Annotated in this window: 15 protein-coding genes and 2 tRNA genes; 15 read left to right on the forward strand and 2 right to left on the reverse strand. The window is 58.1% G+C overall.

Annotated features, from left to right (window positions below; genetic code table 11):
- Positions 1–121 precede the first annotated feature (121 nt).
- The 15 genes from ftsH (at position 122) to NL123_RS04640 (ending at position 15,496) form a co-directional block, all read left to right on the forward strand.
- Complete coding sequence (gene ftsH, locus NL123_RS04570) at positions 122–2,032, forward strand: ATP-dependent zinc metalloprotease FtsH (RefSeq protein ID WP_058427653.1); 1,911 nt, start codon at positions 122–124, stop codon at positions 2,030–2,032.
- 8 nt (positions 2,033–2,040) lie between these two features.
- Positions 2,041–2,892 carry a dihydropteroate synthase gene (gene folP, locus NL123_RS04575; protein ID WP_494357312.1) on the forward strand — a complete coding sequence of 284 codons (852 nt, stop codon included), beginning with the start codon at positions 2,041–2,043 and terminating at the stop codon, positions 2,890–2,892.
- A gap of 16 nt (positions 2,893–2,908) precedes the next feature.
- Positions 2,909–4,246: a phosphoglucosamine mutase gene (gene glmM, locus NL123_RS04580; RefSeq protein WP_248484603.1), complete on the forward strand. Its 1,338-nt coding sequence runs from the start codon at positions 2,909–2,911 to the stop codon at positions 4,244–4,246.
- Between the two features lie 66 nt (positions 4,247–4,312).
- Positions 4,313–5,068: a triose-phosphate isomerase gene (gene tpiA / locus NL123_RS04585; RefSeq protein WP_058427650.1), complete on the forward strand. Its 756-nt coding sequence runs from the start codon at positions 4,313–4,315 to the stop codon at positions 5,066–5,068.
- Positions 5,069–5,072: 4 nt separating this feature from the next.
- Positions 5,073–5,456, forward strand: coding sequence for a preprotein translocase subunit SecG (secG, locus tag NL123_RS04590; protein ID WP_003194191.1), 384 nt, complete (start codon positions 5,073–5,075; stop codon positions 5,454–5,456).
- Positions 5,457–5,478: 22 nt separating this feature from the next.
- A tRNA-Leu gene (locus NL123_RS04595) sits at positions 5,479–5,564 on the forward strand.
- 96 nt (positions 5,565–5,660) lie between these two features.
- Positions 5,661–5,737: transfer RNA gene (locus NL123_RS04600), tRNA-Met, on the forward strand.
- Between the two features lie 140 nt (positions 5,738–5,877).
- Entirely contained in the window at positions 5,878–6,336 is a 459-nt protein-coding gene (gene rimP, locus NL123_RS04605) for a ribosome maturation factor RimP (RefSeq protein ID WP_032865935.1), read from the forward strand.
- A gap of 47 nt (positions 6,337–6,383) precedes the next feature.
- The gene (nusA, locus tag NL123_RS04610) at positions 6,384–7,865 is read left to right on the forward strand and encodes a transcription termination factor NusA (protein WP_025857112.1); all 1,482 of its coding nucleotides are present in this window, start codon (positions 6,384–6,386) and stop codon (positions 7,863–7,865) included.
- 27 nt (positions 7,866–7,892) lie between these two features.
- Positions 7,893–10,418, forward strand: a complete 2,526-nt coding sequence (gene infB, locus NL123_RS04615; protein WP_494357313.1) for a translation initiation factor IF-2 — start codon at positions 7,893–7,895, stop codon at positions 10,416–10,418.
- Positions 10,419–10,577: 159 nt separating this feature from the next.
- On the forward strand, positions 10,578–10,973 hold the full coding sequence (rbfA, locus tag NL123_RS04620) for a 30S ribosome-binding factor RbfA (protein WP_016973761.1): 396 nt from the start codon (positions 10,578–10,580) through the stop codon (positions 10,971–10,973).
- Positions 10,974–10,976: 3 nt separating this feature from the next.
- A complete protein-coding gene (gene truB / locus NL123_RS04625; RefSeq protein ID WP_034117853.1) occupies positions 10,977–11,894 on the forward strand; it encodes a tRNA pseudouridine(55) synthase TruB in 918 nt (305 codons plus the stop codon).
- Positions 11,895–12,010: 116 nt separating this feature from the next.
- Positions 12,011–12,280, forward strand: a complete 270-nt coding sequence (gene rpsO / locus NL123_RS04630) for a 30S ribosomal protein S15 (protein WP_003177875.1) — start codon at positions 12,011–12,013, stop codon at positions 12,278–12,280.
- Positions 12,281–12,474: 194 nt separating this feature from the next.
- Positions 12,475–14,580 carry a polyribonucleotide nucleotidyltransferase gene (gene pnp / locus NL123_RS04635; protein WP_105698723.1) on the forward strand — a complete coding sequence of 702 codons (2,106 nt, stop codon included), beginning with the start codon at positions 12,475–12,477 and terminating at the stop codon, positions 14,578–14,580.
- A 295-nt stretch (positions 14,581–14,875) separates the two neighbouring features.
- On the forward strand, positions 14,876–15,496 hold the full coding sequence (locus NL123_RS04640) for a BON domain-containing protein (protein WP_071493559.1): 621 nt from the start codon (positions 14,876–14,878) through the stop codon (positions 15,494–15,496).
- A 233-nt stretch (positions 15,497–15,729) separates the two neighbouring features.
- Here the strand turns inward: NL123_RS04640 and NL123_RS04645 are convergent, their stop codons facing one another.
- Together NL123_RS04645 and NL123_RS04650 are read right to left on the reverse strand one after the other, a co-directional pair.
- Positions 15,730–18,648, reverse strand: coding sequence for a DUF748 domain-containing protein (locus tag NL123_RS04645; RefSeq protein WP_494357314.1), 2,919 nt, complete (start codon positions 18,646–18,648; stop codon positions 15,730–15,732).
- 88 nt (positions 18,649–18,736) lie between these two features.
- Positions 18,737–19,753 carry a class I SAM-dependent rRNA methyltransferase gene (locus NL123_RS04650; protein WP_494357315.1) on the reverse strand — a complete coding sequence of 339 codons (1,017 nt, stop codon included), beginning with the start codon at positions 19,751–19,753 and terminating at the stop codon, positions 18,737–18,739.
- Between the last annotated feature and the right edge of the window lie 43 nt (positions 19,754–19,796).

Here is a 19,796-nt window from a genome sequence, read left to right on the forward strand (position 1 = left end):
CAAAGGGTTACAGACGGCGCCTGCCAGTGTTGTAGGTAATGTAGTAAGTTAGGCCGGTGAATATCATGCGAAGCGCGCGCCAGTAGCGGAGCTTGCTTCAGAGGGTAGTTAATTGAACGATATGGCAAAGAATCTGATCCTGTGGTTGATCATCGCGGCTGTCCTGGTGACGGTGATGAACAACTTCTCCAGCCCTAACGAGCCGCAGACCCTCAACTATTCCGACTTCATCCAGCAAGTTAAGGATGGCAAGGTCGAGCGCGTAGCGGTTGATGGCTACGTGATCACCGGCAAACGCAACGATGGCGACAGCTTCAAGACCATTCGTCCGGCAATCCAGGACAACGGTCTGATCGGCGACCTGGTGGATAATCACGTGGTGGTCGAAGGCAAGCAGCCTGAGCAGCAGAGCATCTGGACCCAATTGCTGGTAGCCAGCTTCCCGATCCTGGTGATCATCGCCGTGTTCATGTTCTTCATGCGCCAGATGCAAGGCGGTGCGGGAGGCAAGGGCGGCCCGATGAGCTTCGGCAAGAGCAAGGCTCGCCTGCTCTCTGAAGACCAGGTGAAAACCACCCTGGCTGACGTTGCGGGTTGCGACGAAGCCAAGGAAGAAGTGGGCGAGCTGGTCGAGTTCCTGCGCGATCCGGGCAAGTTCCAGCGCCTGGGTGGCCGTATTCCTCGCGGTGTGCTGATGGTTGGCCCTCCGGGTACCGGTAAAACCTTGCTGGCCAAGGCAATTGCCGGTGAAGCCAAGGTGCCTTTCTTCACCATTTCCGGTTCTGACTTTGTCGAGATGTTCGTCGGTGTTGGTGCTAGCCGTGTTCGCGATATGTTCGAACAGGCTAAAAAGCATGCGCCTTGCATCATCTTCATCGATGAAATCGACGCCGTCGGTCGCCACCGTGGCGCCGGTATGGGCGGCGGTCATGACGAGCGTGAGCAGACCCTTAACCAGTTGCTGGTTGAGATGGATGGCTTTGAAATGAACGACGGCATCATCGTGATCGCTGCCACCAACCGTCCTGACGTGCTGGACCCTGCGCTGCTGCGTCCAGGCCGTTTCGACCGTCAGGTTGTGGTGGGCTTGCCGGATATCCGTGGCCGCGAACAGATCCTGAAAGTGCACATGCGCAAAGTGCCGATGGGCGACGACGTGGCTCCGGCCGTGATTGCCCGTGGTACTCCAGGCTTCTCCGGTGCCGACCTGGCTAACCTGGTCAACGAGGCCTCGTTGTTCGCTGCCCGTACTGGCAAGCGTATCGTGGAGATGAAAGAGTTCGAATTGGCCAAAGACAAGATCATGATGGGCGCCGAGCGCAAATCCATGGTCATGTCCGAGAAAGAGAAGCAGAACACCGCTTATCACGAAGCTGGTCACGCCATCGTTGGTCGTGTCGTGCCTGAGCACGACCCGGTCTACAAGGTGTCGATCATCCCGCGTGGTCGGGCGCTGGGTGTCACGATGTTCCTGCCGGAAGAGGATCGTTACAGCCTCTCCAAGCGTGCACTGATCAGCCAGATATGCTCGCTGTACGGCGGCCGGATTGCTGAAGAGATGACCCTGGGCTTCGACGGCGTCACCACTGGTGCTTCCAACGACATCATGCGTGCCAGCCAGATTGCGCGGAACATGGTGACCAAGTGGGGCTTGTCGGAAAAACTCGGTCCATTGATGTATGCCGAGGAAGAAGGCGAAGTGTTCCTGGGGCGTGGCGGTGGTGGTCAAAACGCCAGCTTCTCCGGTGAGACAGCCAAGCTGATCGACTCCGAGGTGCGCAGCATCATTGACCAGTGCTACGGCACGGCCAAGCAGATCCTCACGGACAACCGCGACAAGCTGGATGCCATGGCAGATGCGCTGATGAAGTACGAGACCATTGATGCCGACCAGATCGACGACATCATGGCCGGTCGCACGCCGCGCGAGCCTCGCGATTGGGAAGGTGGTTCGGGCACTTCTGGCACTCCGCCAGTGGTTCAGAACGAACGCCCTGAAACCCCGATTGGCGGTCCCGCAGCTGACGTCTAAGGTTTGAAATGACTTCTGTGTTGTCCTCCACCCGGTTGCCTTGCGGCAACCGGGTTCTTGATTTGGCCCATACGCACGTCATGGGCATTCTCAATGTAACCCCCGACTCCTTTTCCGATGGTGGTCGCTTCAGTCAACTCGATGCGGCGTTACGTCATGCCGAGGCGATGGTGGCGGCTGGCGCGACGTTGATTGACGTGGGGGGGGAGTCGACGCGGCCTGGCGCTCGCATCGTTTCTCCCCTGGAAGAGTTGGAGAGGGTTGCGCCAATTGTTGAGCGCATTGCACGTGAGCTGGATGTGATCATCTCGGTTGATACGTCGACGCCGGCCGTGATGCGTGAGACGGCGCGCCTTGGGGCGGGGCTGATCAACGATGTGCGCTCGCTTCAGCGTGACGGTGCGCTTGATGCGGCTGCGGCCACCGGTTTGCCGGTTTGCCTGATGCATATGCTGGGTGAGCCCGGCAATATGCAAGACAACCCTCACTACGATGATCTTGTTGGTGAGGTGAGTGGGTTTCTTGCCGAGCGGGTTGCGCAATGCACTGCTGCCGGGATTGCTGCAGAAAAGATCGTCCTCGATCCCGGTTTTGGCTTCGCCAAGACCCTGCAGCACAATCTAAGTCTGTTCAAACATATGGAGTCCTTGCATGCCCTTGGTCGGCCTCTTCTGGTCGGCGTTTCACGCAAGAGCATGATCGGGCTGGCGCTGAATCGTCCTGTGGGCGAGCGGCTGTACGGCGGTCTTGCGCTGGCGGCGCTTGCAGTCACCAAGGGGGCGCGTATCTTGCGGGTGCATGATGTTGCCGAGACGATGGATGTGGTGCGTATGATGGCCGCGGTAGAATCAGCCGAATAAGAATGATGGAGCACTTATGACTAAAAAATATTTTGGCACCGACGGTATTCGCGGTCGGGTCGGCGAGTTCCCGATTACTCCTGATTTCATGCTCAAGCTCGGTTGGGCTGCAGGTATGGCGTTCCGCAGCATGGGCGCGTGCCGCATCCTAGTGGGCAAGGACACTCGTATTTCGGGGTATATGTTCGAGTCGGCGTTGGAGGCGGGGCTGTCTGCCGCAGGTGCCGATGTGATGCTGCTGGGGCCGATGCCGACGCCGGCGATCGCTTACCTCACGCGTACCTTTCATGCTGAAGCCGGTATCGTAATCAGTGCCTCGCATAACCCTCATGATGACAACGGCATCAAATTCTTCTCGGGCCAGGGCACCAAGCTCCCGGACGAGATCGAGCTGATGATCGAAGAGCTTCTGGATGCGCCGATGACGGTGGTCGAGTCCAGCAAGCTTGGCAAAGTGTCGCGTATCAACGACGCCTCCGGCCGATACATTGAGTTCTGCAAAAGCAGCGTGCCAAGCAGCACCAATTTTGCCGGCCTGAAGATTGTGGTCGATTGCGCCCATGGTGCGACCTACAAGGTGGCGCCGAGCGTATTCAAGGAGTTGGGCGCAGACGTGACGGTGCTGTCGGCTCAGCCTAACGGATTGAACATCAACGAGAACTGTGGCTCCACCCACATGGAGCAGTTACAGGCGGCCGTCCTTGCCGAGCATGCCGACCTGGGTATTGCCTTCGACGGTGACGGTGATCGCGTGCTGATGGTGGACCACACAGGCGCCATTGTTGATGGTGATGACCTCCTGTTCATCATTGCCCGCGACATGCATGAGCGTAACAAGCTGCAAGGTGGTGTCGTCGGTACGCTGATGAGTAACCTGGGGCTTGAACTGGCCTTGGCGGATCTGGGTATTCCGTTCGTGCGTGCCAATGTCGGCGACCGCTATGTGATCGCCGAGCTGCTTGAGCGCAACTGGCAGGTGGGTGGCGAGAATTCCGGGCACGTTGTCTGCTTCCAGCACACCACGACAGGTGATGCGATCATTGCTGCGCTCCAGGTGCTTATGGCCATGAAGCGTCGTGAAGAGAGCCTGGCCCAGGCGCGCCAAGCTATGCGCAAGTGTCCGCAAGTATTGCTGAATGTGCGTTTTGCTGGCGGTGAAAATCCTATTGAGCATCCGGCTGTCAAAGAGGCATGCGAGCGTGTAACCCTGGCAATGGCGGGGCGTGGCCGTGTGCTGTTGCGCAAGTCCGGCACAGAGCCATTGGTGCGTGTCATGGTCGAAGGTGACGATGAAACACAGGTTCGCGGCCATGCCGAAGACCTGGCAAAACTGGTAACTGAAGTTTGCGCCTGAATTCGGCTTGCCAGTGATGATGTGGTTGGGTAACATCTGCGCCCACTTTGACCGACGAGGTACAGCATGCGTCGCACTATGGTAGCTGGTAACTGGAAGATGCACGGTACCCGCGCCAGTGTCGCTGAGCTGATCAATGGCCTTCGTCACTTGGCCTTGCCGAGCGGTGTTGATGTCGCGGTTTTCCCGCCTTGCTTGCATATCACCCAAGTGGTTGATGGCTTGAAGGGCAAGTCGATCCAGGTCGGCGCGCAGAATTCTGCGGTGGAAGCCATGCAAGGTGCATTGACCGGTGAGATAGCGCCGAGTCAGTTGGTCGATGCGGGTTGTTCCTACGTGCTTGTCGGGCACTCCGAGCGCCGTCAGATGATGGGCGAGCGTGATGGGACGCTCAATCGCAAGTTCGCAGCAGCACAGGCTTGTGGCTTGATTCCGGTGTTGTGCATAGGGGAGACCCTGGAGCAGCGCGAATCGGGCAAGACTCTTGAAGTTGTCTCGCGTCAGCTGGGCAGCATCATCGAGGAGCTGGGTGTTGGTGCGTTTGCAAAGGCAGTAATCGCCTACGAGCCGGTCTGGGCCATTGGCACCGGGCTGACTGCTACACCGCAACAGGCGCAGGATGTGCACGCAGCCATCCGTGCGCAGTTGGCGGCAGAGAATTCTGAAGTCGCACAAGGTGTGCGGCTTCTATACGGCGGCAGCGTGAAGGCGGCCAATGCGGTCGAACTGTTCGGCATGCCGGATATCGATGGGGGGCTCATTGGTGGAGCTTCCCTGAATGCAGATGAGTTCGGTGCGATCTGTCGCGCCGCGGGAAACTGAAAAAATGCTGGAAACAGTCGTAGTCGTTTTTCATCTGTTGGCTGCTCTGAGCGTAGTTGCTCTGGTTTTGCTGCAACAGGGTAAAGGTGCGGATGCTGGTGCGTCTTTCGGTGCAGGTGCTTCAAATACTGTGTTCGGAAGCCAAGGTTCCTCTACCTTTCTTAGTAAGTTTACTGCTATACTTGCCGCCGGTTTCTTCATAACCAGCTTGGGGTTAGGTTACTTTGCTAAAGAGAAAGCTCATGTGCTGACTCAAGTAGGTCTCCCAAATCCAGCAGTGTTGGAAGTACCAAAAGCAAAACCGGCTTCTGATGATGTCCCGGTGCTTCAAGAGCAAAAGTCGGCTACTCCAGCGACTGACGTACCTCCAGCTCAAGAGCAGAAGTAAGAAGGGTTGTAAACGCTGTATTGCCGAGGTGGTGGAATTGGTAGACACGCAACCTTGAGGTGGTTGTGCCCATAGGGTGTAGGGGTTCGAGTCCCCTTCTCGGTACCAATTATCAGGAGAGCCCGCTGTTGCGGGCTTTCTTGTAGGTGGAAGGTTACATTGACCCTTTAAGGGATCGGTCGTATACTTCCGCCCCAGCTTTGTCGCGGGGTGGAGCAGTCTGGTAGCTCGTCGGGCTCATAACCCGAAGGTCGTCGGTTCAAATCCGGCCCCCGCAACCAGTTTTAGCGGAGCCCCTTTTAAGGGGCTTTTTGTTAGCTGGACACTTTCAACGCCGCTGTTCGACGGCGTTTCAAGGATGGGCGTTTCGCCCATTTTTTTATTTTGCACAGCATGCACATACATGCACGAGGGGGTTCAGGTGTCGAGCAAGCTAGAAGAGTTGCAGGCCTTGTTGGCCCCGGTGGTCGTGGCCCTAGGCTATGAATGCTGGGGTATTGAGTTTTCGGCTCAAGGTCGCCACTCAATGTTGCGCGTTTATATCGATAAAGAGGGCGGCGTGCTGGTGGACGATTGTGCCATTGTCAGCCGTCAGATCAGCGGTGTGCTGGATGTTGAAGATCCGATCGCCGTTGAATACACCCTCGAAGTTTCCTCGCCAGGCATGGAACGCCCACTGTTCACTATTGATCAGTTTGCAAAATTTGCCGGTGAACAAGTGAAGATCAAGCTGCGCTCTCCCTTTGAAGGGCGACGCAACTTTCAGGGCCTTCTGCGCGGTGTAGAAGAGCAGGATGTCGTGGTGCAGGTAGAAGACCATGAGTTCCTGTTGCCGATCGATATGATCGACAAGGCCAACATTATTCCCAGTTTTGACTGAGACGCGGATCCCGCGGATCCAATGGCTTGCGAAAGGCGAGGCGTACGATGAGCAAAGAAGTACTGCTGGTTGTTGAGTCGGTATCCAATGAAAAGGGCGTACCGGCAAACGTGATTTTTGAAGCGCTGGAGCTGGCCCTGGCCACTGCTACCAAGAAGCGTTTTGAAGACGAAGTTGATCTGCGTGTGGAAATCAACCGCCACACCGGTGCCTATGAGACTTTCCGTCGCTGGACGGTCGTCGAAGAAGCCGATCTTGATGATCCGGCCATCGAAACCTGGCCAAGCAAGGTTGCCGAAACGCATCCTGGTGCCAAGGTCGGTGATGTCGTCGAAGAAAAGATCGAATCGATCGAATTCGGCCGTATCGCTGCACAGACCGCCAAACAGGTCATCGTGCAGAAGGTTCGCGAAGCCGAGCGCGCTCAAGTCGTTGACGCCTATCGCGAGCGCCTGGGTGAAATCATCTCCGGCACCGTGAAAAAGGTCACCCGCGATAACGTGATCGTCGACCTGGGCAACAACGCCGAAGCGTTGCTGGCTCGCGAAGACATCATTTCCCGCGAAACCTTCCGTGTTGGCGTGCGTCTGCGTGCGCTGCTCAAGGAAATCCGCACCGAGAACCGCGGCCCACAGTTGATCCTGTCGCGTACCGCGCCGGAAATGCTGATCGAGCTGTTCCGTATCGAAGTGCCGGAAATCGCCGAAGGCCTGATCGAAGTCATGGCTGCGTCCCGCGACCCGGGTTCGCGTGCCAAGATCGCGGTCCGCTCCAAGGACAAACGCATCGACCCGCAAGGCGCTTGCATTGGTATGCGCGGTTCGCGCGTCCAGGCGGTGTCGGGCGAGTTGGGTGGCGAGCGTGTGGACATCGTCCTGTGGGACGATAACCCGGCGCAGTTCGTGATCAACGCCATGTCGCCGGCTGAAGTGGCGGCAATTATCGTTGACGAGGATGCCCATGCAATGGACATCGCCGTTGGCGCAGACAATCTGGCTCAGGCCATTGGTCGTGGTGGTCAGAACGTGCGTCTGGCCAGCCAACTGACCGGTTGGACCCTGAACGTGATGACCGAATCGGACATCCAGGCTAAGCAGCAAGCTGAAACCGGTGACATCCTGCGCAACTTCATCGAAGAGTTGGAAGTCGATGAAGACCTGGCGCAGGTGCTGGTAGATGAAGGCTTCACCAGCCTGGAAGAGATTGCCTACGTACCGTTGGAAGAAATGCTCAACATCGACGGCTTTGACGAAGACACCGTCAACGAGCTTCGCGCTCGGGCCAAGGATCGTTTGTTGACTAAAGCCATCGCTACTGAGGAAAAGCTGGCAGACGCCCATCCGGCCGAAGACCTGCTCTCGCTTGAGGGTATGGACAAGGATTTGGCGATGGAACTGGCGGTGCGCGGCGTAATTACCCGCGAAGACCTGGCCGAGCAGTCTATTGACGATCTGCTCGACATCGACGGCATTGACGATGATCGTGCCGGCAAGTTGATCATGGCCGCCCGAGCCCATTGGTTCGAGTAACTAGGCGCGGCCTGAGGAGAGAAGTGCATGACGCAAGTCACGGTGAAACAACTGGCCGATGAGGTCAAAACACCGGTAGAGCGCCTGTTGCAGCAGATGCGTGAGGCAGGTCTGCCGCACACCGCCGCCGATGAAGGTGTGAGCGATAGTGAGAAGCAGTCTTTGCTGACTCACTTGAAGAGCAGCCACAAGGCGAAAGTGGAAGAACCGCGCAAGATTACATTGCAGCGCAAAACCACCAGCACCCTGCGTGTTGCTGGTAGCAAGAGCATCAGCGTTGAAGTACGCAAGAAGAAAGTCTTCGTACAGCGCAGCCCGGAAGAAATCGAAGCCGAGCGCAAACGCGAACTGGAAGAACGTCGCGCAGTAGAAAATGCTGCTCGTCAGAAGGCTGAAGAAGAAGCCAAGCGTCGCGCCGAAGAAGAAGCGCGTCGCCAGCCTGCTGCTGCGCAACCTGCTGCCACTGAAGCGGTCGCTGCGCCTAGCGCGCCAGTTGAAGCTGTGCGTGAGGCCGCTCCGGTTGCCGCTGCACCAGCACCGGCTGCTGACGCTCGCAAGCGCGACGAACCTCGTCGTCCGGACAAACCGCGTGCCGACGATAACAATCGTCGCGGTGGTGGTGGCGATGGCGAGCGCAAAAACGCTCCGCATCGTGCCTCGGTCAAAGAGAAAGCGCCTGCGCCACGCGTTGCCCCACGCACTACCGACGAAGAAAGCGATGGCTTCCGTCGTGGTGGTCGCGGCAAGGCCAAGCTGAAGAAACGCAACGCCCACGGTTTCCAGAGCCCAACCGGCCCTGTCGTGCGTGAAGTGAAGATCGGCGAGACCATCACTGTGGGCGATCTGGCCCAGCAGATGTCGGTCAAGGCTGCTGAAATCATCAAGTTCATGTTCAAGCTGGGCACTCCGGCCACCATCAACCAGGTACTGGATCAGGAAACTGCCCAGCTTGTTGCTGAAGAATTGGGCCACAAAGTGATCCTGGTCAGCGACACCGCCCTGGAAGATTCCCTGGCCGAGTCCCTGAAGTTTGAAGGTGAGGCAGTTTCCCGTGCACCGGTTGTGACCGTAATGGGCCACGTTGACCACGGTAAAACTTCCCTGCTCGACTATATCCGTCGTGCCAAGGTAGCCGCAGGCGAAGCCGGCGGTATCACCCAGCACATCGGCGCTTACCACGTTGAAACTGACCGTGGCATGGTGACGTTCCTCGACACCCCTGGTCACGCTGCGTTTACCGCAATGCGTGCCCGTGGTGCCAAGGCGACCGACATCGTGATCCTGGTGGTTGCAGCGGACGACGGCGTGATGCCACAAACCATCGAAGCCGTTCAGCATGCCAAGGCAGCTGGCGTTCCGTTGGTAGTCGCTGTGAACAAAATCGACAAGCCGGGCGCCGATCTTGATCGCATCCGTAGCGAACTGTCGGTTCACGGCGTGACATCCGAAGAGTGGGGTGGCGACACTCCATTCGTACCGGTCTCCGCGAAGATGGGTACTGGTGTTGACGAACTGCTCGAAGCCGTTCTGCTGCAAGCCGAAGTTCTGGAACTGACTGCTACGCCATCGGCTCCTGGCCGTGGTGTTGTGGTTGAATCCCGTCTCGACAAGGGCCGTGGCCCGGTTGCGACCGTTCTGGTTCAAGACGGTACCCTGCGCCAAGGCGACATGGTGCTGGTCGGTTCGAACTACGGCCGTGTACGTGCCATGCTCGACGAGAACGGCAAGCCAATCAAGGAAGCAGGTCCTGCTATCCCGGTCGAGATCCTTGGCCTGGACGGTACTCCGGACGCTGGCGACGAGATGAGCGTGGTAGCCGACGAGAAGAAAGCCCGTGAAGTGGCTCTGTTCCGTCAAGGCAAGTTCCGTGAAGTCAAGCTGGCCCGTGCTCACGCCGGTAAGCTGGAAAACATCTTCGAGAACATGGGCCAGGAAGAGAAGAAGACGCTTAACATCGTCCTCAAATCTGACGTACGTGGTTCCCTCGAAGCGTTGAACGGCGCCTTGAACGGCCTGGGTAACGACGAAGTGCAAGTGCGCGTTGTCGGTGGCGGTGTCGGTGGTATCACCGAGTCCGACGCTAACCTGGCACTGGCTTCCAACGCTGTACTGTTCGGCTTCAACGTGCGTGCCGATGCCGGCGCTCGCAAGATCGTCGAGCAGGAAGGCCTGGACATGCGTTACTACAACGTCATCTACGACATCATCGAAGACGTCAAGAAAGCCCTCACCGGCATGCTTGGCAGCGACGTCCGGGAGAACATCCTGGGTATCGCCGAAGTACGTGACGTGTTCCGCTCGCCGAAATTCGGCGCGATCGCCGGCTGCATGGTGGTTGAAGGCACCGTGTACCGTAACCGTCCAATCCGTGTACTGCGTGAAGACATCGTTATCTTCGAAGGCGAGCTGGAATCCCTGCGCCGCTTCAAGGATGACGCTTCTGAAGTACGTGCCGGCATGGAATGCGGTATCGGCGTCAAGAGCTACAACGACGTCAAGGCTGGTGACAAGATCGAAGTCTACGAGAAGGTTCAGGTTGCTCGCAGCCTCTAACTCGCGCACTTCAGGAGCCACGCAGCGCGTGGGCATGCAAATGCCCCGCGCAGCGTACGGACTCTAAACGCAACGCCCGGTCTGGCTTTTGTCAGGCCGGGCGTTTGCCGCTTTCAGACCCCACGGGTTTCACCGTGTGGCAGTAACAGGTAACAAGACATGGCAAAAGAATACAGCCGTACCCAGCGTATCGGCGATCAGATGCAGCGCGAGCTGGCCCAACTGATCCGTCGCGAAGTCAAAGACCCACGCGTTGGCCTGGTCACCATCACCGCCGTTGAAGTGAGCCGTGACGTGGGTCACGCCAAGATCTTCATCACCGTGATGGGGCAGGACAGCAGCGAAGAAATCGCGCAAAGCATCAAGGTGCTCAACTCGGCTGCAGGTTTCCTGCGCATGCAGTTGGCCCGTGAAATGAAGCTGCGCAGCGTGCCCCAGCTGCACTTCCACTACGACGAAAGCGTCGTGCGGGGTGCACACCTGTCGGCCCTGATCGAGCGCGCCGTGGCTGAAGACAGCCAGCACCCGTCCACACCTGAAGACGCCAAGGAGTAAGCGGTGGCTCAGGTCAAACGTATCCGTCGCAACGTCAGCGGCATCATTCTGCTCGACAAACCCATTGGCTTTACCTCCAATGCCGCGTTGCAGAAGGTCCGCTGGCTGCTCAATGCCGAGAAAGCCGGGCACACCGGCAGCCTCGATCCCCTGGCCACCGGCGTGTTGCCGTTGTGCTTTGGCGAGGCCACCAAGTTCTCCCAATACCTGCTCGATTCCGACAAGGGTTATGAAACCCTGATGCAACTGGGCAAGACCACCACCACGGCCGACGCCGAAGGTGATGTTTTGCAGGTTCGCGACGTGACCGTTGGTCGTGCTGATATTGAAGCGGCTTTACCCGCTTTTCGTGGGGAAATCAGTCAGATACCGCCGATGTACTCGGCGCTCAAGCGTGACGGACAACCCCTTTACAAGCTGGCACGTGCGGGCGAAGTAGTGGAGCGCGAACCGCGTTCTGTTACTATTGCGCGCTTGGAATTGCTCGCCTGTGAAGGCGACACCGCCCGGTTGGCCGTGGACTGCAGCAAAGGCACCTATATCCGTACCCTGGTGGAAGATATTGGTGAAAAGCTCGGTTGCGGCGCGTACGTTGCAGAACTGCGACGCACCCAGGCCGGTCCTTTCAGCCTGGCCCAGACGGTCACGTTGGAAGAGTTGGAAGCGGTGCATGCCGAAGGCGGCAATGAAGCAGTAGATCGCTTCCTGATGCCATCGGACAGCGGTTTGCTCGATTGGCCATTGCTGCACTTCTCGGAGCACAGCGCGTTCTACTGGCTCAACGGCCAGCCGGTACGCGCTCCGGATGCCCCGAAGTTCGGCATGGTGCGAGTACAGGATCATAACGGTCGCTTTATCGGTATCGGTGAAGTGAGCGAAGACGGGCGTATAGCGCCACGTCGACTGATTCGGTCAGAATGACCGAACGAGGGTGGCTGTTAACAGGCACGGTCACTACTCATTTTTAGATACAGGGATTTGTCCCTGGCCTGTTGAAACTGCCCTTTGGGTGGTTTCCTGAAAAAAAGGATTGCCTCATGGCTCTCGATGTTCAAGAAAAAGCACAAATCGTTGCTGACTATCAGCAAGCTGTTGGTGACACTGGTTCGCCAGAAGTGCAAGTTGCACTGCTGACCCACAACATCAACAAGCTGCAAGGTCACTTCAAGGCCAACGGTAAAGACCACCACTCGCGTCGTGGTCTGATCCGCATGGTAAACCAGCGCCGTAAGCTGCTGGACTACCTGAAAGGCAAGGATCTGGGTCGTTATCAGACTCTGATCGGTCGCCTGGGTCTGCGTCGCTAATAAGCGATTGCGCTAGAGGTTGGTTGTCTGCCGTGTGCCAGTGGGATTTCCGCTGGTCCATGGCAGGCTCCCAGCCTCAAGTTTTATCTGGATACACGTTTTACCCTGGACGAGCGTCGGGCCGATTCCCGGCATTGCCCAAGAATTTCGCAAGAAGACAAGTTCCCCAAGAGCCACAAAGAAGGTAGGACACCGTGAACCCGGTTATCAAAAAATTCCAGTTCGGTCAGTCGACCGTTACCCTCGAGACAGGCCGTATCGCCCGTCAAGCCTCCGGCGCAGTGCTGGTTACCGTTGATGACGACGTTACCGTACTGGTGACCGTTGTTGGCGCCAAGACCGCTGACCCGAGCAAAGGCTTCTTCCCTCTGTCCGTTCACTACCAGGAAAAAACTTACGCTGCCGGTAAGATCCCTGGCGGTTTCTTCAAGCGCGAAGGCCGTCCTTCCGAGAAAGAAACCCTGACTTCCCGACTGATCGACCGTCCGATCCGTCCGCTGTTCCCAGAAGGCTTCATGAACGAAGTGCAGGTTGTCTGCACCGTCGTTTCCACCAGCAAGAAAACCGATCCTGACATCGCTGCGATGATCGGTACCTCGGCGGCCCTGGCCATCTCCGGTATTCCTTTCGATGGCCCGATCGGCGCAGCGCGCGTTGCGTTCCACGAAAGCACCGGCTACCTGCTGAACCCGACTTACGAGCAACTGAAAGCATCGAGCCTGGACATGGTCGTTGCCGGTACCTCGGAAGCCGTACTGATGGTTGAATCGGAGGCCAAAGAGCTGACCGAAGACCAGATGCTGGGCGCTGTACTGTTCGCCCACGACGAGTTCCAGGCGGTCATCAAGGCTGTCACCGAACTGGCTGCCGAAGCTGCCAAGCCAACCTGGACCTGGGCTCCACAGGCTGAGGCCACCGAACTGCTGGGCGCTATCCGCTCCGAGTTCGGCGCTGCCATCTCCGACGCCTACACCATCACCGTCAAGGCCGACCGTTACGCGCGCCTGGGCGAGTTGAAGGACCAGGTTGTGGCCAAGCTGTCCGGTGAAGAAGGTCAGCCTTCCTCCAGCGAAGTAAAAGCGGCGTTCGGCGAAATCGAATACCGCACCGTTCGCGAAAACATCGTTAACGGCAAGCCACGTATCGACGGTCGTGACACTCGCACCGTACGTCCGCTGAACATTGAAGTCGGCGTTCTGCCGAAGACTCACGGTTCGGCTCTGTTCACCCGTGGTGAAACACAGGCTCTGGTCGTTGCGACCCTGGGTACCGCCCGTGACGCACAACTGCTGGACACCCTGGAAGGCGAGAAAAAAGACCCGTTCATGCTGCACTACAACTTCCCTCCGTTCTCGGTGGGCGAGTGTGGTCGCATGGGTGGCGCTGGTCGTCGCGAAATCGGTCACGGCCGTCTGGCCCGCCGTTCGGTCCAGGCCATGCTGCCTGCCGCTGACGTGTTCCCGTACACCATCCGCGTCGTATCGGAAATCACCGAATCCAACGGTTCCAGCTCCATGGCTTCCGTTTGCGGTGCGTCCCTGGCACTGATGGATGCTGGTGTACCGATGAAGGCGCCGGTTGCCGGTATCGCCATGGGTCTGGTTAAAGAAGGCGAGAAGTTCGCCATCCTGACCGACATCCTGGGCGACGAAGACCACCTGGGTGACATGGACTTCAAGGTAGCCGGTACCGCCAAAGGTGTGACCGCGCTGCAGATGGACATCAAGATCAAGGGCATCACCGAAGAGATCATGGAAATCGCCCTGGGCCAAGCCCTGGAAGCGCGCCTGAACATCCTCGGTCAGATGAACCAGATCATTGGTCAGTCCCGTACCGAACTGTCGGAAAATGCTCCGACCATGATCGCGATGAAAATCGACACCGACAAAATCCGTGATGTTATCGGTAAAGGCGGCGCGACCATCCGTGCGATCTGCGAAGAGACCAAGGCTTCGATCGACATCGAAGACGACGGCTCGATCAAGATCTTCGGCGAAACCAAGGAAGCGGCTGAAGCAGCACGTCAGCGCGTCCTGGGCATCACTGCCGAGGCAGAGATCGGCAAGATCTACGTCGGTAAGGTTGAGCGCATCGTCGACTTCGGCGCATTCGTCAACATCCTGCCGGGCAAAGACGGTCTGGTGCACATCTCCATGCTGAGCGACGCTCGCGTTGAGAAAGTCACCGACATTCTGAAGGAAGGCCAGGAAGTGGAAGTGCTGGTACTGGACGTGGACAACCGCGGCCGTATCAAGCTGTCCATCAAGGACGTAGCAGCAGCCAAGGCTTCGGGCGTTTAATCACCCCCAGGCTTCACGCTGAAAAGAGGACTCTTCGGAGTCCTTTTTTTATGGGAGCAGGAAAATACCTAAAAATCAGGCGCTTAATACAAAGCAAAAGCCGCAACTTGCATGCAGGCTCAGACGGCATCATGCAAGTTGCACGAATCCGAATTTTCATGTTTTTTATAAGTCATTGTTTATAAAGGATTTAATTGCTGATGCAGACTTGGCACACTGCCTGCAATAACCCTGTTAACGCTGCAGCATCAAGGTTCACACACTGCAGACTTTCAATAAAACAGGAGTTACTCGTATGAAGAAGTTCGCTCTCGCTACTGCTACCGCTCTGACCCTGGCCATGGGTGCTAACGTGGCCTTTGCCCAGACTTCCCAAGCTCCAATGACCTTGGCCGCCGGTGAAGTCACCAAGGCTAAAGAAACCACTTCGGATACTTGGATCACCACCAAAGTCAAAGCTGACCTGCTGACCGAAAAAGGCATTCCTGGTTCGGACATCAAGGTAGAAACCAACAAAGGCGTGGTTTCCCTGTCCTCGACCGTTGCGATCTCCGATTCGCAAAAAGCCACTGCTGTAGCCATCACCAAGAAAATCAAAGGTGTAACTGCTGTTTCTGCTGACGGCCTGATGGCTGGCGGCGCTACCAAGGCTGACAACATCGACAAAACCAAAAGCGCAGCGGCTGGTGCCAAAGAGTCCACCTCGGACACTTGGATCACCACCAAAGTAAAAGCTGACCTGGTTACCGAGAAAGGCATTCCTGGTACCGACATTAAAGTCGAAACCAACAAAGGCGTAGTGTCCCTGTCTTCGACCGCTCCGGTTACTGAAGCTCAGAAAACTACCGCGGTGAACATCACCAAGAAAATCAAAGGCGTTAAAGCTGTATCGGCCGATGGCCTGAAAGCAGAGTAAAACGCACCGTTTTCGTCTGAACTGGACGGCGGCGGCTTAGGGTGAGTTAGATATCCACCCAAATGCACCTCTGGAGTTCATGCGACCGACCACACGGATGTGGTCATTACAGGCCCCGGCACTTGTGTCGGGGCCTGTTCTATTGTGGGTCGGAATATCTGTGAAGGGCAGATGAAGATTAAATGCGGGAGCGAGCAAGCCCACTCCCACATTTGGATAGTGCTGCTCAGGCGTTACTCGGCATCCAGATGCATTGGGGTGACCACCCGACCATCTTTCTCAGCCTGGCCCAAGTTGGCATCGATGAAGTACACCCGATCATCTTCCAGCTGGCCCTTATCCACCAGATAGTCCTTGATGGTGCTGGCACGGTCCTGGCCAAGTTGGCGTAGCAGCACGTCACTGCCACTCCAGAACTTGATCACGCCGTCGCGCAGCTTCGCGCTGCGGTCATCGCTGCTCAGGTCCTTCCACTCGGCCGGCGGTTGTTGTTTCAGGCGGGTGCGGTAGATGCCTTCCAGCAACGGCGCTTTTTCCTTCTCGGGTACGACAAGCAACGAGGCCTGGGCGGGTACTTTGTCGCCACGACGCTGAAGAATCTTGTAGTAGTTGTACTGGTATTCACGCTCCAGTCGCTGGGCAGCGAGGAATGGCCCATCGCTGCTGGCCGCCGCTGTGCCTTCGATTTCCAGGCGCAGGGTAGGGCGTTCCTTAAGTGCTTTAGCCAACGTGTTCAGGGCGCCTTCCGCATCCTTGTTCAATTCGCTTGAGCCTGGGGCGAACGACACATTGCCGAGGTCTTCCGAGCCGCCGCCCGTCACCAGCCCACCGATAAACTTGAAGGGCGCCGTTGCCGCGCGCACTACCAGGTTACGCAGGGTCTGCCAGACGATCGGCATCACACTGAATTGCGGGTTGTTCAAGTCACCGGTGACCGGCAGTTCGATGGAGATCTTGCCGTCACTGTCCTTGAGCAAAGCGACGGCCAGGCGAATCGGCAAGTCCACGGCGTCGGCGCTGTCGACTTTCTCGCCCAGTTGCAATTGCTCAACCACCACTTTGTTCTCGGCCTTCAACTGGCCCTTGGTGATGACGTAGTGCAGGTCGAGGTTCAGGCGGCCCTTGCGGATACGGAAGCCGGCGAACTTGCCGGAATAAGGCGTCAGGGTGGTCAGTTCGACACGTTTGAAGCTGGTCGCAATGTCCAGCGCCGCCATCGGGTCGAACGGGTTCACGCTGCCCTTGATGGTCACCGGTGCATAGCGATCAACCTTGCCCTTGATGTCGACGCTGGCCGGTTTGGCCTGGCGGCTGTCGATGGTGCCGATCTGCCCGTTGAGCTGTTGAATCGCGGTGGCGAAGTTGGGTGTGAGGCTGAAGTCAGCAAAATTGGCCGAGCCGTCATTGATCGCAATCTGCCCGATGCGAATGCCCAAGGGCTTGTCCTTGCTGGCGGGCTTGGGACCTTTGTCGGGCGCTTGCGGAATCAGCAGGTCATCAACGTTGGTGGTGCGGTCATCGTTGATCATGAAGCGCGCATACGGCTGCAGCAGGTTGACCTTGTCGATCGACAGGCTGTCGCCGTGCTGGTAGTTCACGCCTTCAAGCACCAGCCGCTGCCATTTGAGGAAGTCGCGGGTCTTGAGGGTGTCCAGGGTGTGCAATTGGTCGACCTGCGCACGGCCGGTGACCTGAAGCTTCAGAGGATCAGTGCTTTTCAGGTTCACATCCAGATTGCTGCCGAGCATGCCGCTGCGCAGTTCCAGGCGGATGAACGGGCTGATGTAGGACTGGGCCACCCGCAGGTCGATGTCCTGGGTGTTCACTTTAAGCTTGGCACTGACCGGGTTGAGGTTGACCTCGCCGGTCGCCTGGAGCTTGCCTTGCTTGCCCACGCCGGAGTCGACCTTCAAGGTAAACGGGCTCTGGTTGAGGCTGTCGAAATTCTGCAGGTCGACGTTCAGCGGGCCGAGTTCCAGCGCTACCGCCGGCTTGGCCTGGCGGTCAGCCAGGTGCACCTGATAGTTACGCAGTTGCACGTCCTTGAGCAGCACTTGCCAGGGTTTGCTGGGCGCGGCAGGTTCGGCTTTTGGCGAGTCGGCGGTGGCGGGTGCGTTTTTCGGTTCCGGCGCCTTGGCCGGTTTGCTCGGCTGGCTGGCGAACAGTTTCTGCCAGTCCAGTTGCCCGTCGGCCTCAAGGGCCGCCCAGGTTTCCAGTTTGTTGCTGCGGATCTTGCCGACCACCACGTGCTGCTTGGCCAGGTCCACCGTGGTCTCGCTGACGTCCAGGCGTTCCAGGCGTACCAATGGGCGGCCGCCCGGTGCCTTGATGGCAAAGGGCGCGATGCTGGCGGCGGTGTTGGTCAGGTTCAGCTCGGTCTCTTTGGCCAGGCTGAATTTGTACTCGGTGCTGAAGTTGAGCACGCCGTCTTCAAGCACCAGTGGCAGTGCGTCACGTACATAGGGCCACCAGGCTTTCATCTTGCCGTTGGTGACTTTCAACGTACCTTCGGAGGTGATCGGCACCAGGCTGAAATTGCCTTTCCAGTCGATCTGTCCACCTGCCGGGCCAGCTGCGACCAGGGTCATGTCGGCATTGTCTTCAGGCAGTGTGCTGAGGTTCTTCAGCTCGAAGTCGAGTGTGTCGTAGAGGAATTCGATGGGCTCGCTGGGGCGCAAGTCCTCGAAGTGCACATAACCACCGGCCAGCTTGATGCTGTCGATACGCAAAGGGAACGGTTTGGCATCGGGATTGGCCGGTGTTGGCTCGCTGGGCGGCAGCTTGAACAACTGCGCCAGGTTGAGTTGGCCGGACTTGTCGAAGAGCAATTCGGTCTTGGGCTTGTCCAGCTGTACGTCGGCCAGGTGCAGGGCACGGGTCCAGAGGCTGTCGATCTGCAGGTTGGCGTAGAGGCGTTCGAACCCGACCTGTTCCTTGCCGGGCTCACCGATCTTCAGGCCCCACAGGGTCAACTCCAGGCTGAACGGGTTGAGCTCGATTCGCTCGATCCGCGCCGGCACCGTGGCGTAATTGGCCAACTGCTGGTTGGCGATGCGAAGGGCGATGCCGGGGAGAATCAAAAAGCCCAGCAAGCTGTACAGGGCAAGGGCAGTCAACAAGGCGCCAGCGGCGCGAATCAATCCTTTGGGCATGGGGCGGCGCCATCTATGTCAAACAGGAGTGCCTTGGAGTATGGCACGGGTTTTCGGTTCCGAAGAGCAAGGGCCTTTGAGAAACCTCTTACAGCTGAAGTATCAGGGTTTTCAGGGGCGGTTGCTGATCCTGGGACGGGAAGTCCGCTCCAGGCGTCATGATTTGCCAGTCACGCACCGGACGCCCGGCTTTTTCTGCACAACGCAGTACCTGTTCGCGCCAATCCTCCATGCTGACTTTCGCCAGGTTGTTGCAGCAGATCAGCACGCCATTGTCGGCGGTCGCCAGTAGTGCAGGCTTGAGCAGGCTCTGGTAGTCGCGCAGCAGGTCGACGGTGCCGAACGCGCTCTTGGCCCAGGCTGGTGGATCCAACAGCACCAGGTCGTATTGACGTTGCTCCAGGCGCGGATAACTCGGCAGCTTTTGCCCACGGCGTTGGGTGATCGGCAGACCCGCCAATTGGCGAATCGCCGGGAAGTAGTCCGACTGTACAAACTCCATGCTCGGCAATTGCGGGTTCAGCAAGCCGTTTTCCCGACCTACCGCCAGGTTGCCCTCGGCGAAGTCCAGGTTGCACACCTCACGGGCGCCACCGGCGGCGGCGCTCAGGCCCACGCCACAGGTGTAGGCGAACAGGTTGAGCACGCTTTTGCCGGCGCTGTGGGTCTTGACCCAGCCCCGGGTGTTACGCAGGTCGAGGAACAGCAGCGGGTCCTGCCCGGCATGCCGCCCACGTACGCGGTAACTGAGGCCCCACTCGTGGCCAACCAGGTCCCCCAGTGCGGCGGGTTCGGCGCGATACACCGTGTCTTCGCGGTCAATGCGCGAATTGCCACGGGCGCGATCGTTGTACACCAGCAACAACTCCAGGCCCATGTACTGGTTGACCTGTTGATGCAGGTCCAGCAGGTCGGCGGTTTCCAGGGATTGGTGGAAACTCTGCACCAGCAATTGCGGACCGTAGCGGTCGATGGTCAGGCCGCCGGCGCCTTCCTGGCTGCCATGGAACAGCCGGTAACAGTCGGTGCCCTGGGCATGCAGTTCGCTGATCAGGTCTTGGCGATGATCGAGGGCGGCGCGCAGCGCCTGATTCAGAGAAGACATGGAGCGCGCCTTGCTGGGAAATTGAGGGCGCGAAGTTTAACAG

The sequence above is a fragment of the Pseudomonas sp. FBCC-B1565 genome, from assembly GCF_059133265.1.